Source organism: Pseudomonas sp. 10S4 (assembly GCF_034344865.1).
Taxonomy (GTDB): domain Bacteria; phylum Pseudomonadota; class Gammaproteobacteria; order Pseudomonadales; family Pseudomonadaceae; genus Aquipseudomonas.
The window spans coordinates 3,113,507-3,127,984 of the sequence record NZ_CP133774.1 but is presented as its reverse complement, the minus strand read 5'-3'; the positions used below and the strand labels follow the sequence as shown (position 1 = coordinate 3,127,984).

Sequence of the window (14,478 nt, the reverse complement as noted above, 5' to 3'; positions counted from 1 at the left end):
CTAACAACAAGCCGAAAACGGCACGCTTCACCACGTTCACAACTGCCCCGACCATAATTAAAGAAGAGGGAAACCCCATGTTCGTGCACAAGACCGCACTGCTCAGTGCAATCACCACCGCACTGCTGGCCAGTGCCAGTATCCAGGCCGCCGAACCGCTGAAAGCCGTCGGTGCCGGCGAAGGTCAGTTGGATATCGTCGCCTGGCCCGGCTACATCGAACGTGGCGAGAGCGACAAGGCCTACGACTGGGTGACCGGTTTCGAAAAGGAAACCGGCTGCAAGGTCAACGTCAAGACCGCCGCCACCTCCGATGAAATGGTCAGCTTGATGGCCAAGGGTGGTTACGACCTGGTCACCGCGTCCGGCGATGCGTCGCTGCGATTGATCGTCGGCAAGCGTGTGCAACCGATCAACACGGCGTTGATCCCGAACTGGAAAGGCCTCGACCCGCGCCTCAAAGATGCGCCGTGGTACGTGGTCAACAAGCAGACTTATGGCACTCCATACCAGTGGGGCCCGAACGTGCTGATGTACAACACCAACGTGTTCAAGACTGCGCCGACCAGTTGGAACGTAGTGTTCGACGCGCAAAACCTGCCGGACGGCAAGCCGAACAAAGGTCGTGTGCAGGCCTATGACGGCCCGATCTACATCGCCGACGCCGCGCTGTACCTGAAAAGCACCAAGCCGGAACTGGGCATCCAGAGCCCGTACGAGCTGACCGAAACCCAGTACAAAGCCGTGCTCGATCTGTTGCGCGCCCAGCAGCCGCTGATCCACCGCTACTGGCACGACACCACCGTGCAGATGAGTGACTTCAAAAACGAAGGCGTGGTCGCGTCCAGCGCCTGGCCGTATCAGGTCAACGGCCTGATGAACGAGAAGCAGCCGATCGCTTCGACCATCCCGAAAGAAGGCGCCACCGGCTGGGCCGACACCACCATGCTGCACGCCGAGGCCAAACACCCGAACTGCGCCTACAAGTGGATGGACTGGTCGCTGCAACCGAAAGTCCAGGGTGACGTCGCCGCGTGGTTCGGCTCGTTGCCAGCGGTGCCGGCGGCTTGCCAGGGCAGCGAACTGTTGGGCGCCGAGGGTTGCAAGACCAACGGTTTCGACCAGTTCGAGAAAATCGCCTTCTGGAAAACCCCGCAGGCTGAAGGCGGCAAGTTCGTACCGTACAGCCGCTGGACCCAGGATTACATCGCGATTATGGGCGGTCGCTGACACACCGATCACCTGTGGCGAGGGGGCTTGCCCCCGTTGGGTGGCGAAGCCGCCCCAGCAACAGCCACCGCGATCTAGCAGATAAACCGCATTCTCCATTTCAGGGCTGCTGCGCAGCCCAACGGGGGCAAGCCCCCTCACCACAATCAGTATTCCAGTCGCGGATACGCGATCTTGATTCAGATTTTTCAGAAGTCCAGGCAGGGCCGCTGCGACGGCCTTCGCCTTTTTGGAGCACCGCACCATGACGCTTGCAGTCCAGTTCACCAACGTTTCCCGTCAGTTCGGCGAAGTGAAGGCCGTTGACCGGGTTTCCATCGATATTCAGGACGGCGAGTTCTTTTCCATGCTCGGCCCTTCCGGCTCCGGCAAAGACGACCGTGCTCCGCGCCTGATCGCCGGCTTTGAACAACCGACGCGCAGGCACGATGCCGTATTCACGGCGAAGACGTGACCGACCGGGCCGCCGCCGTACCAGCGTGACGTCAACACCGTGTTCCAGGATTACGCGCTGTTCCCGCACATGAACGTTCGCGACAACGTCGCCTACGGTTTGAAAGTCAAAGGCGTCGGTAAAGCCGAACGCCAGAAGCGCGCCGAAGAAGCCCTCGATATGGTCGCCCTCGGTGGCTACGGCGAGCGCAAACCGGTGCAACTGTCTGGCGGTCAGCGACAGCGTGTGGCCCTGGCCCGCGCCTTGGTCAATCGTCCGCGCGTGTTGCTGCTCGACGAACCACTCGGTGCTCTCGACCTGAAGCTGCGCGAGCAAATGCAAAGCGAGCTGAAGAAGCTGCAACGCCAGCTCGGCATCACCTTCATCTACGTCACCCACGACCAGACCGAAGCGCTGTCGATGTCCGACCGCGTGGCCGTTTTCAACAAGGGTCGCATCGAGCAGGTCGACACCCCGCGCAACCTCTACATGAAACCGGCCACCACGTTCGTCGCTGAATTCGTCGGCACCTCCAACGTGATTCGCGGCGATCTGGCGAAGCAGTTGAGCGGCAATCCGCAGCCGTTTTCGATTCGCCCGGAACACGTGCGTTTCGCCGAAGGCCCGCTGGCCAGCCATGAGATTGAAGTCAGCGGCTTGCTGCACGACATCCAGTACCAAGGCAGCGCCACCCGCTATGAAGTGAAACTGGAAAACGGCCAGACCCTGAACATCAGCCAGGCCAACGTCCAGTGGCTGGACACCAGCGCCCAGCACCAGACCGGGCAACGCATCAGCGCGCGCTGGGCACGCGAGGCGATGATCCCGCTGCACGACAATGTTGTGGGCGGGGTGTGAGATGAACAGCGTGGCTCTCCCTCAAACGTCGGCCAGCGGTTCGCCGTTGCGCAGGTTTTCCAATCTGCTGTATCGCCGGCCCAACTTCTATCTGTCGCTGCTGCTGGTGCCGCCGCTGCTGTGGTTCGGCGCGATCTACCTCGGCTCGCTGCTGGTGCTGTTGTGGCAAGGTTTCTACACCTTCGATGACTTCACCATGGCGGTCACCCCCGACCTGACCCTGGCGAACTTCGCTGCACTGTTCCAGCCGTCGAACTTCGACATCATCCTGCGCACCTTGAGCATGGCGATTGTCGTGTCGATTGCCAGCGCCATCGTCGCGTTCCCGATCGCCTATTACATGGCGCGCTACACCACCGGTAAGACCAAGGCGTTTTTCTACATCGCGGTGATGATGCCGATGTGGGCCAGTTACATCGTCAAGGCCTACGCCTGGACCTTGCTGCTGGCCAAGGGCGGCGTGGCGCAGTGGTTCGTTCAACACATGGGACTGGAGCCGGTGCTGCAATTCGTGCTCGGCATTCCCGGCGTTGGCGGCAGCACTTTGTCGACCTCGCACCTGGGCCGGTTCATGGTGTTCGTCTACATCTGGCTGCCGTTCATGATCCTGCCGATCCAGGCCTCGCTGGAGCGCCTGCCGCCGTCACTGCTGCAAGCCTCCGCTGACCTCGGCGCCAAACCGCGCCAAACGTTCATGCAGGTGATTTTGCCGCTGTCGATTCCGGGCATCGCCGCCGGTTCGATTTTCACCTTTTCCCTGACCCTCGGCGACTTCATCGTGCCGCAACTGGTGGGCCCGCCGGGCTACTTCGTCGGCAGCATGGTCTACGCCCAGCAAGGCGCGATCGGCAATATGCCGATGGCAGCCGCGTTCACCCTGGTGCCGATTGTGTTGATCGCCGTTTACCTGACCATCGTTAAACGCATGGGGGCCTTCGATGCGCTCTAAGCCAATCAAACAGGGCGATCAAGCCTCTCTGGGCCTGAAAATCGCCGCGTGGGGCGGGTTGGTGTTTCTGCACTTCCCGATCTTGATCATCTTCCTGTACGCCTTCAATACCGAAGAAGCTGCGTTCAGCTTTCCGCCCAAAGGCTTCACCCTGCACTGGTTCAGCGTGGCGTTTTCGCGCCCCGACGTACTGGAAGCGATCAAGCTCTCGGCGCAAATCGCCGCCATCGCGACGTTGATTGCCATGGTCCTCGGCACCCTCGCGTCGGCGGCGTTGTACCGCCGCGAATTCTTCGGAAAACAAGGCATCTCGCTGATGCTGATCCTGCCGATTGCGCTGCCGGGGATCATCACCGGGATCGCGTTGCTGGCGACGTTTAAGACGCTGGGGATCGAGCCGGGGATGTTCACCATCATCGTCGGCCACGCGACCTTCTGTGTGGTGATCGTCTACAACAACGTCATCGCCCGTTTGCGCCGCACCTCGCACAGCCTGATCGAAGCCTCGATGGACCTCGGCGCCGACGGCTGGCAGACCTTCCGCTACATCGTCCTGCCGAGTCTCGGTTCGGCGCTGCTGGCCGGCGGCATGCTCGCGTTTGCGCTGTCGTTCGACGAGATCATCGTCACCACCTTCACCGCCGGCCATGAACGCACCCTGCCGCTGTGGTTGCTCAACCAGCTCAGCCGCCCACGGGACGTGCCGGTGACCAACGTCGTCGCGATGCTGGTGATGATGGTGACCATGCTGCCGATCCTCGGCGCCTATTACCTGACCCGTGGCGGCGAGAGTGTTGCGGGCAGTGGCGGGAAATAACTGACAACAATTACTCACTGTGGGAACCGAATTTACTGTGGGAGCGGGCTTGCTCGCGAAAGCGGTGTTTCAGCCAACATCAATGTTGAATGTGATGGCCTCTTCGCGAGCAAGCCCGCTCCCACATTGATTCGGTTTCGGCAGGAAAAATATAGTTTCGATGAGGACATAGAGATGCAAACCAAACTCTTGATCAACGGCCAACTGATCGACGGCGAAGGCCCCGCCCAGCAGGTGTTCAACCCGGCGCTCGGCCGAGTACTGGTCGAAATCAATGAAGCCACCGAAGCCCAGGTCGACGCCGCCGTGCGCGCCGCCGACAACGCCTTCGAAGGCTGGTCGCAAACCCCGCCGAAAGACCGCTCGCTGCTGCTGCTCAAACTCGCCGACGCCATCGAAGCCCATGGCGAAGAGCTGGCCAAACTGGAATCGGACAACTGCGGCAAACCCTACAGTGCCGCGCTGAACGATGAGATCCCGGCGATTGCCGACGTGTTTCGTTTCTTCGCTGGAGCCAGCCGCTGCATGAGTGGTTCGGCCGGCGGTGAATACCTGGCCGGTCACACCTCGATGATCCGCCGCGATCCGGTCGGCGTGATCGCCTCTATCGCGCCGTGGAACTACCCGCTGATGATGGTCGCCTGGAAAATCGCCCCGGCCCTGGCCGCCGGTAATACCGTGGTGCTCAAACCGTCGGAACAAACCCCGCTGACCGCATTGCGTCTGGCGCAACTGGCGTCGGAAATCTTCCCGGCCGGCGTGCTCAATCTGGTGTTCGGTCGTGGTCCTACCGTCGGCAGTCCGCTGGTTACGCATCCGAAAGTGCGCATGGTGTCGCTGACCGGCTCCATCGCCACCGGCGCGAACATCATTTCCAGCACCGCCGACAGCGTTAAACGCATGCACATGGAACTCGGCGGCAAGGCCCCGGTGATCGTGTTCGACGACGCCGACATCGACGCCGCGGTGGAAGGTATTCGTACCTTCGGCTTCTACAACGCAGGGCAAGACTGCACCGCCGCATGCCGTATCTACGCCCAGGCCGGCATCTACGAAAAATTCGTCGAGAAGCTTGGCGCGGCGGTCAGCACCATCAAGTACGGTTTGCAGGATGACCCGGCGACCGAGTTGGGGCCGCTGATCACCGCGCAACATCGCGACCGCGTGGCCGGGTTTGTCGAGCGTGCCGTGGCGCAGTCGCACATCCGTTTGGTCACGGGCGGCAAGGCTGTGGAAGGCAATGGTTTCTTCTTTGAACCGACCGTATTGGCCGATGCGCAGCAGGACGATGAAATCGTCCGTCGTGAAGTGTTCGGGCCGGTGGTGTCAGTGACCAAATTCACCGATGAAGCGCAGGTGCTGGGCTGGGCCAACGATTCGGACTACGGCCTCGCATCGTCAGTCTGGACCGCCGATGTCGGTCGCGCCCATCGCCTCGCTGCACGCTTGCAATACGGCTGCACCTGGGTGAACACGCACTTCATGCTGGTCAGCGAAATGCCCCATGGCGGTCAGAAATTGTCCGGCTACGGGAAGGACATGTCCATGTACGGGCTTGAGGACTACACCACCGTGCGGCATGTGATGTTCAAGCATTAAAAGCTTAAAAGCTTCGCGAGCAAGCCCGCTCCCACATTCAACCGCATTCCCCTGTGGGAGCGGGCTTGCTCGCGAAGGCGTCACCGCAATCTCAGGGAAGAAACCGGCACTAAGCACCACCCAGGTTCCACCCCAACCAAGCCAAAACAATAACCACCGACCCGGGCGGCGCCTCCAAGGCCCCGTCACGGTTTCGGACATCCGAAATCTGCCGATTTTCCGGAGCTAACAGACCATGAGTGCATCACCCGATCTCTCCGCAGCCGTTGCCGACAGCGATGCCGAGCAGCTACGCAAGCTGGGCTACACCTCGAATTTCAATCGCAGCATGAGCCTGTGGGAAAACTTCGCCCTGGGCTTCACTTACCTCTCGCCGGTTGTAGGGGTTTATACCCTGTTCGGCCTGTGCCTGGCCGCAGGCGGGCCGCCGATGTTCTGGGCCTATTTGCTGGTCGGTTGCGGCCAGTTGCTGGTGTGCCTGATCTTCGGTGAAGTGGTTTCGCAATTCCCGATTTCCGGCGGCGTCTACCCGTGGGCGCGCCGCTTGGTCGGCAAAAAATGGGCGTGGATGGTCGGCTGGATCTACTCCATCGCCCTGTGCGTCACCATCGCCGCCGTGGCGGTCGGTGCCGGTCCGTACCTGGCCGCGATGATGGGTTTTGAACCGAGCAACAACACCAACATCATCATCGCGTTGTTCCTGACGCTGTTCGCCACCCTGGTCAACCTCAGCGGCACCAAAGTGCTGGCGCGGATCGCCATGTTCGGTTTCCTCTGTGAGCTGATCGGCGCGGTCATCGTCGGCGTCTACCTGCTGGTCTTCGAGCGTCATCAACCGATCAGCGTGTTATTCAACACCTTCGACATCCGCATCGACGGCTCATACCTGCCGGCCTTCCTCACCGCCTCGCTGGCCGGGATGTTCCTGTACTACGGCTTCGAGGCCTGCGGCGATGTCGCCGAAGAAACCCCGAACCCGAGCAAGCAAATCCCGATTGCCATGCGCATGACCATCTACATCGGCGGCATCTCGGCGATGTTCGCTTGCCTGGCGTGATCCTCGCCGTGCCGGACATGCAAGCGGTGATCAACGGCACCGACAAAGACCCGGTCACCACCATCCTCAACAACGCTTTCGGTCCGGTGGGTTCGAAAGTAGTGATGGGCGTGGTGATGATTTCCTTCATCTCCTGCGTCATCAGCCTGCAAGCGGCAGCGAGTCGTCTGCTGTATTCCTACGCTCGGGATGAAATGGTCATCGGCAGCACACTGCTGAAGAAGATTTCCCCTACAACCCAGGTGCCGGTTGCGGCGCTGTTTGTGTCCGGCGTCCTGCCAGCGGTAATCATCGCCCTCGGATTTTTCCTGCAAGACGCCGTAGCGACCATCGTCAGCTTCGCGGCCATCGGCATCTATCTGGCATTCCAGATGATCGTCCTGGCAGCGCTGTACGCACGGATGAAAGGCTGGAAACCAAGCGGCAAATTCACCCTCGGCGCGTGGGGTTTGCCGGTGAACATTGGTGCGTTGATCTACGGTGTCGGCGCGATCATCAACATGGCCTGGCCGCGTACGCCGGATGCGGCTTGGTACATCAACTACGCGATGGTGCTGAGTACGGCGATCGTGATTGGGTTGGGGTTGCTCTACATGTGGCTGGCCAAGCCGTATGACCATGGGACTGCGCCTGCTGGGGATGCCTGGAAGGTTAGTCGGTAAATGATGTTGCCCAGCCCGCGCGATGCGGGCTGGGTTGTTAGATCGGTTGAGGTTTGGAGAGGGTCTCGAACTCGTCCATCAGCAGATGGATTTCGGTGCTGGGGTTGGGTTCGCCGCTGATGGCGACGTCCTCGATGATCTTGGGCGCTAAAGCTCTAGCCTTTTGGAATGGCTCACCCAACAGATGGGAGAAATAGTTAGAGCCTTCGCCTTTCTCGTATTTATCCATGCTCGGTTTTTCTCTGTGGCTTTTGGTCACCAAGTCACCTGGAGAATACTTCCCAACCGCTCGAAATGGCTTTCTATTGAAACCAAAGTGCAGAAGTAGCCAAAACTCAAAACAGGGATACGAAGCAATGACTCTGATTTTCGGGTGAGGCTTAGCCAGATTTAATGCACGGTCAAAACATAGGTGCGTATCGCGATCCAATGCACAAAACACCTTGTCGAAGCCTTTCTGGCGGGCAATGGCTATTTCGACAATGCCACTTGGGTGTGTGACGCCGCAGTGGGCTATTTCCACTTGAGCGTTGGCACGGAAGTGAAAGGCAGCCTCCTCCAAATATCGTTTTCCTGACTTGCTGTCTTCACAGAGGATCAGCACGCTGGGTTGAGGCTTGAACCGTGGTGCCTTTCGGTCAAATAGCCGTATTGAGCGCGCCATGATCAACCCTGCCTTATCAGCGGTAACCCGCGATAACGGCCTTCAAAGTAACGCTTCTCGACATCCTCACTCTCTCGCCCTTCAAAATCATGAACGGAAAAAAGACTCGTTGCGCCGTTAGCGTCGCGTTCGGTAATCCAGAACTGATCGCGCCGAAGTACTTTGGCGTTCATGAGATGAGTATCGTGGGAGGTAAAGATCAACTGAGTGTTCAGCCCACTGTCCAGATGTTTCGCAATGAGATCATCGACTATTGAGGGGTGAAGGCTGCTGTCCAACTCGTCGACAGAAAGGATCCCGCTCCCGTCGGCATGATTGATCATGAACCAGGGCAGCCAGAACCCAATCAGGTTTTTTGTGCCGCCGGACTCCTCTGAAAAATCAAACTCGGCTTTGCCTAAAAGGCTCGTATGGGTCAGCGTTACTTTGTCTTTCTGCGCAGCTGCGAAGAACTCTTTCAAGGTAAGTTTTTTAGTGATCTGAACAGACGCCGCGTCTTCGGTATTGAGCTGGATAGCAGATACAGGAATATCCACGGACCTTAGAAAGTCTCGTAAATTTAGTGTGCAGTCTGATGCCATCCGAAGAAATCTGATGGACGCTGCTGACAACCCCAGCATGTTGTTCTGCTCAATAACGAGTAGACCGGTTTGAAACCAGCTAAATGGACTTCGCAACTGGGCCAACTCTTCGCTGCTGTTCGCAACAGCTTGCGAAATAAAGAGTGTCTTGGGGTTCGTCAGACGTCGCCAGGCATTGTGTACTTCTTTGCCTCCCTGAAGGTTTTCCCCGAAAACGTACTGCTCTCCCTCCTGCGTAAAACGACGCTGATACAGCAGCGTTTCTTTGCCTTTGGGATATGAAACCAGTTCCTCCTCAATGACCCGCTGCGCCGTCAGACGCAGGACAAACCGATATCGGAGCCCGTGTTGAATGAAGTTGTACTCAAAACAACTGGGGTCGTTTTGGAGGTGCGGGTCAAAACGAAATGGAGAGACCGGTAGCAGCTCTTCATTTGAGGTCGGAGGCGCTGCAATCAACTGGCCCATGATCCCCATCGCCCGGATAAGCGAAGATTTACCCGATGCGTTTGGCCCGTAGATCGCAGCCACCTTCAACAAATCCGGGAGCCTTTCTCCACTGACGGATGGCATCAGCAGGTTGCGTTTTTTGCTTAAGCGCGGCGCCGCCGCCATGGACAGGGTTTGCTTGTCCCGGAAGGAGCGATAGTTGGAAACGGAAAATTCGATCAACATGCAGCGAACCCGCAGTTCATTCCTGAAAGCCAAAAAATAAAGCAAAAAACAGGGGCTTGGTGCAGCGGCGCTGCAGCTCATGCAAAAACAGGAAATTCCTACAGACCGAGCCTTCCGGTAAAAGCTCCAATTCCTACAACACGCGGCGCCAGAGTAGACTTGGCGCCGCGAGCGCCTGAACGATAGGCTTTACCTCGTCGCTGCCAAATCAGCGACCCGGGGTCGAAGCCGAAACACTATCAACATGGCGTATCCGCCCCCCATATGAACTGGGGCAATTTTTGCCTTTCAGCTTCACTTTATGGTGGGCCGTGTGGCGCGGGCCTCTCGGCTTTTCCGTGTTGATCGAGAATGTTCCGACTTCGAACGCCGCACGGTCCGCCACCCATAATCTGTCGAAGGATTAGTGGCGGCTCCCTTTTCAACATGGAGTCGAAAAATGCTCAAGCACACGTCTGAAATACCGCCTCATTTCATCCCAACCGTCTTCACCCGCCACAACCGCTTCCTCCACGCACTCATGCAAGACAACCAAGCCTGGTCCTGCGTGCATGACCTCGGTCGCCTGATGGGTCGCCCGATGGACGAACGCCTTACCCTGAAACTCGATCCTGATCAGCGCCGGACTGTCCGGCTACTCAAAAGCGGCAACACCGTAGAATCACTGATGGTAAGCGAATCAGGAATGTATGCCTTGCTGGTCCACCATTTCATCCCGGAAAACCGAAACCTGCGCCAGTGGTTGAGCAACGAAGTCATCCCCATGCTGCGCGATTCAAACGCGGCGTCTGTGGATAACATTCCGAGCCTGACCTCATTGCAGTGGGCCGGCATCTCGGTGCCGCTACTGCACTGGCAGCATCAAGCCTGGATCAAGTGGCGCGACATGCCAGATCTGATGCAGGTACAGAGACCATTCAAGATCATGGGCACTTGCAGTTGAGGGTCAGGTAAATGCAAAACCTGTGGGAGCGGGCTTGCTCGCGAATGCGGTGGGTCAATCACTATCAATGTCGACTGACACGCCCTCTTCGCGAGCAAGCCCGCTCCCACAGGGATTCTGGTGTGTCTGAAAAATGTAAAAGGGGCAGACTTCATAGTCCGCCCCTTGGTATGCCGCTCAAAACCGCGAAACACTCCTCATCGCATCCACCAGATACCGCATCGCAATCCGGTCGCTCTCCGACAACTCTCGATACCGTTCCACCAACTTCATTTCCTCCGAATTGAGCCGCCGCCTACGCCGCCCGGACGCCAGGCACGGGAAGATTCCTAACAGTTCGGTGATGCCTTGTACTTTCGACATGGACGATGTCCTTCTATACGTCAAAAAACTCCAGAAAACCGCATCGCCCTGCTACTTTCAGCAGGCGCTTTGTGCCTGCTGAACCCACCGGCCTGAAGGGCCGAAACCGGTCATGTCCATAGAATAGGAACTTAATCGGCGCTGAAAAGTGGTTTTTAGAGTAATTAGTCGAAAAAAGCAGAAATGCCCTATAAATCAGAAAGTACTGTGGGAAACGCTAACCGAGACTTCTAGTTTCATTGCTGCAACATCGTTGTGCTATCAATCATTTTTTCTCTGTAACCGAACGGTTTAAGCTATTTGGCATCTGTTTAAAGTCCGTTGCGTTTGGCCGAAGGCATGTCCGAACCTCCATTTTTGATCCAGCAGTGCCAGGAACGGCGCGGGATTGTTCACGACAGGTTGTACTTATGCACCGCAGGAATTTGCTCAAAGCATCCATGGCCATCGCTGCCTACACTGGTCTGTCGGCCTCCGGCCTTTTGGCCGCACGCGCCTGGGCCGGGAATGGCGCGGCTGACGGCGACGCGCAGGCGTTCGACTTCGAAGCACTGAAGATCCAGGCCAAACAGCTCGCCACCAGTCGCTATCAGGACACCAAGCAGGTGCTGCCGCCGACACTGGCGACCATGACGCCGCAGAACTTCAATGCGATTCAGTACGACGGCAAGCACTCGCTGTGGAACGAGTTGAACGGTCAGCTGGATGTGCAGTTTTTCCATGTCGGCATGGGCTTTAAGCAACCCGTGCGCATGTACAGCGTCGACCCCAAGACACGTCAGGCGCGGGAAGTGCATTTCCGCCCGTCGCTCTTCAACTATGAAAAAACCACGGTCGACACCAAGCAGCTCACCGGCGACCTGGGCTTCTCCGGGTTCAAGCTGTTCAAGGCCCCGGAACTGGACAAGCACGATGTGCTGTCCTTCCTCGGCGCCAGCTATTTCCGCGCTGTAGACGCCTCTGGCCAGTACGGTCTGTCGGCTCGCGGTCTGGCAATCGATACCTATGCCAAGAAACGTGAGGAATTCCCGGACTTCACCAAATTCTGGTTCGAGACGCCGGACAAGGACAGCACCCGCTTCGTGGTCTACGCCCTGCTCGATTCGCCGAGCGCTACCGGCGCCTACCGTTTCGACATCGATTGCCAGGCCAATCAGGTGGTCATGGCCATCGACGCGCACATCAATGCCCGCACGGCCATCGAACAACTGGGCATCGCGCCGATGACCAGCATGTTCAGCTGCGGCACCCACGAGCGGCGCATGTGCGACACCATTCACCCGCAAATCCACGACTCCGATCGACTGGCCATGTGGCGCGGTAACGGCGAGTGGATCTGCCGTCCGCTGAACAACCCGGCGACCTTGCAGTTCAACGCCTTCGCCGACACCGACCCGAAAGGTTTCGGCCTGGTGCAGACCGATCACGAGTTCGCCAGCTATCAAGACACCGTCGACTGGTACAGCAAACGCCCGAGCCTGTGGGTAGAACCTACAACCGCGTGGGGCGAAGGCTCTATCGATCTGCTGGAAATTCCTACGACCGGCGAGACCCTGGATAACATCGTCGCGTTCTGGACGCCGAAGAAGCCTGTAGCGGCCGGTGATTCGCTGAATTACGGCTACAAGCTCTACTGGAGCGCCCTGCCGCCGGTCGGCACGCCGCTGGCGCGGGTCAACGCGACTCGTTCGGGCATGGGCGGCTTCGTTGAAGGCTGGGCGCCGGGCGAGCACTACCCGGAAGTCTGGGCCCGCCGGTTTGCCGTGGACTTCACTGGCGGCGGCCTGGACCGCTTGCCGGAGGGTGCAGCGATCGAACCGGTGGTCAATTGCTCGAATGGCGAGGTAAAGGACTTCAACGTGCTGGTGCTCGATGACATCAAGGGTTACCGGATTACGTTTGACTGGTACCCGACTAATGACAGCGTCGCACCGGTGGAACTGCGGTTGTTTATTCGCACCCATGACCGGACGTTGAGTGAAACCTGGTTGTACCAGTATTTCCCGCCGGCGCCGGATAAGCGTAAGTACACCTGAGGGTAAAGGGTCGGCTGATCCGGCCCCTTCGCGAGCAAGCCCGCTCCCACATTGGTTGTGTGTACACCACAAATCCACTGTGGGAGCGGGCTTGCTCGCGAAGACGGCCTTACAGACAACCAAAATCCCCGCATAGAAACTCAAAAGCCCCGATCAACCTGACCGGAGCTTTTTTTGTTTCTACAGCTTCACTCAGTCGCGCAAATCCGACTCATGAATCGGCTGATCCCGATGCGTCGCCCGCTGATACTGCGCCGGCCAAACAGCCTTGCGCCCGCCCAGATCATCATCGGCGTGCAGCGGCCAGTACGGATCACGCAGCAGCTCCCGAGCCAGGAAGATAATGTCGGCCTGACAGGTCCGCAGAATGTGCTCAGCCTGCGCCGGCTCGGTAATCATTCCTACCGTGCCCGTGGCGATACCTGACTCCTTGCGCACCCGTTCGGCGAAGCGGGTTTGGTAACCCGGCCCTATCGGAATTTCCGCGTTGGCCGCCGTACCGCCCGACGACACGTCGATCAAGTCCACGCCCAAGTCCTTGAGGCGTCGCGCCAACTCCACGGTTTCATCCGGATTCCAACCATCTTCCACCCAATCGGTGGCTGATACCCGCACAAACAACGGCAACTCTTCAGGCCAGATCGCGCGCACCGCTTCGGTGACTTGCAGCACCAGCCGGATGCGATTTTCGAACGAGCCACCGTACTGATCACGGCGCTGATTACTCAGGGGCGACAGAAATTGATGCAGCAGATAACCGTGAGCAGCGTGGATCTCGACCACTTTGAAACCGGCGGTCAGTGAGCGTTTTGCCGCCTCGACGAACGCCTGAATGACTTCAGCGATCTGCCCTTCATCCAGTTGTTTAGGCGCGGTGTGTTGTGGGTCGAATGCAATCGGCGAAGGACCGACCGGAGTCCAGCCGCCATCATCCGGTTTGAGGCTGCCATGCTTGCCAAGCCACGGCCGATGAGTGCTGGCCTTGCGCCCGGCGTGGGCCAGTTGAATGCCAGCTATCGCACCTTGGGCCGCAATAAAGCGGGTGATGCGTTGCAGCGGTTCGATCTGTTCGTCATTCCACAGGCCGAGGTCCTCGGCGGTGATGCGACCCTCGGCAGTCACCGCCGTGGCCTCGGTAAAAATCAGACCGGCCCCGCCAACCGCGCGGCTGCCAAGGTGGACCAGGTGCCAGTCATTCGCCAGGCCATCAACGCTGGAGTACTGACACATCGGCGATACGGCAATGCGATTGAGCAGGGTCAATTGGCGAAGGGTATAGGGTTCAAGCAGCAGACTCATGGGGCACCTCTCGAATCAGTGGGCAGGCTCCAGGGTTCTGTTTGAAAAGTCGACGAGTGACAGGAAAAGGTGCAGCACCCGCCCCCGCGGGCAAAAAATTCGACAAGACGTCACAAGGCCAATCAAGCAGTGCTTAGAGCCTAGTCGACAACGGGGGATGAGGGAGGGTTCAAGAAATGAAACACCCCAAATTCGAGGTCAACGCGAACCTGTGGCGAGGGAGCTTGCTCCCGCTCGGCTGCGCAGCAGTCGTAAACCATCCTGCGTGGTGTGTCTGGCGAAATTCGATTGCAGGTTTTGGGGCTGCTGCGCA

The 14,478-nt window shown here is 58.6% G+C and carries 10 protein-coding genes and 2 pseudogenes; 8 read left to right on the top strand and 4 right to left on the bottom strand.

The window, feature by feature from the left end:
- The first annotated feature begins 77 nt into the window (after positions 1–77).
- From ydcS to RHM58_RS14295, 6 genes and pseudogenes are all read left to right on the top strand, one after another.
- Complete coding sequence (gene ydcS / locus RHM58_RS14320; protein ID WP_322270610.1) at positions 78–1,229, top strand: putative ABC transporter substrate-binding protein YdcS; 1,152 nt, start codon at positions 78–80, stop codon at positions 1,227–1,229.
- Between the two features lie 244 nt (positions 1,230–1,473).
- Positions 1,474–2,520: pseudogene (locus RHM58_RS14315) on the top strand (ABC transporter ATP-binding protein).
- A gap of 1 nt (position 2,521) precedes the next feature.
- Entirely contained in the window at positions 2,522–3,469 is a 948-nt protein-coding gene (locus RHM58_RS14310; protein ID WP_201200941.1) for an ABC transporter permease, read from the top strand.
- Complete coding sequence (locus RHM58_RS14305) at positions 3,459–4,286, top strand: ABC transporter permease (protein ID WP_108574865.1); 828 nt, start codon at positions 3,459–3,461, stop codon at positions 4,284–4,286. Before RHM58_RS14310 ends, RHM58_RS14305 begins: the two co-directional genes overlap by 11 nt.
- 174 nt (positions 4,287–4,460) lie before the next feature.
- The gene (locus tag RHM58_RS14300; protein ID WP_322270609.1) at positions 4,461–5,885 is read left to right on the top strand and encodes a gamma-aminobutyraldehyde dehydrogenase; all 1,425 of its coding nucleotides are present in this window, start codon (positions 4,461–4,463) and stop codon (positions 5,883–5,885) included.
- Between the two features lie 235 nt (positions 5,886–6,120).
- Positions 6,121–7,604 (top strand): annotated as a pseudogene (locus RHM58_RS14295) (APC family permease).
- 37 nt (positions 7,605–7,641) lie between these two features.
- Here RHM58_RS14295 and RHM58_RS14290 read toward each other — a convergent pair.
- Both RHM58_RS14290 and RHM58_RS14285 read right to left on the bottom strand, forming a co-directional pair.
- Positions 7,642–8,268: an RloB family protein gene (locus tag RHM58_RS14290; RefSeq protein WP_322270608.1), complete on the bottom strand. Its 627-nt coding sequence runs from the start codon at positions 8,266–8,268 to the stop codon at positions 7,642–7,644.
- 2 nt (positions 8,269–8,270) lie between these two features.
- Positions 8,271–9,524: an AAA family ATPase gene (locus RHM58_RS14285; protein ID WP_322270607.1), complete on the bottom strand. Its 1,254-nt coding sequence runs from the start codon at positions 9,522–9,524 to the stop codon at positions 8,271–8,273.
- Positions 9,525–9,963: 439 nt separating this feature from the next.
- On the opposite strand from RHM58_RS14285, the gene RHM58_RS14280 reads away from it, so the two are divergent.
- Entirely contained in the window at positions 9,964–10,467 is a 504-nt protein-coding gene (locus RHM58_RS14280) for a Bro-N domain-containing protein (protein ID WP_322270606.1), read from the top strand.
- Positions 10,468–10,644: 177 nt separating this feature from the next.
- Here the strand turns inward: RHM58_RS14280 and RHM58_RS14275 are convergent, their stop codons facing one another.
- Complete coding sequence (locus RHM58_RS14275) at positions 10,645–10,830, bottom strand: hypothetical protein (RefSeq protein ID WP_154850916.1); 186 nt, start codon at positions 10,828–10,830, stop codon at positions 10,645–10,647.
- Positions 10,831–11,240: 410 nt separating this feature from the next.
- On the opposite strand from RHM58_RS14275, the gene RHM58_RS14270 reads away from it, so the two are divergent.
- Complete coding sequence (locus tag RHM58_RS14270) at positions 11,241–12,866, top strand: glucan biosynthesis protein D (RefSeq protein WP_322270605.1); 1,626 nt, start codon at positions 11,241–11,243, stop codon at positions 12,864–12,866.
- A 192-nt stretch (positions 12,867–13,058) separates the two neighbouring features.
- On the opposite strand, the gene RHM58_RS14265 is transcribed toward RHM58_RS14270, so the two are convergent.
- Positions 13,059–14,165, bottom strand: coding sequence for an NADH:flavin oxidoreductase/NADH oxidase (locus tag RHM58_RS14265; protein ID WP_322270604.1), 1,107 nt, complete (start codon positions 14,163–14,165; stop codon positions 13,059–13,061).
- Positions 14,166–14,478 lie beyond the last annotated feature (313 nt).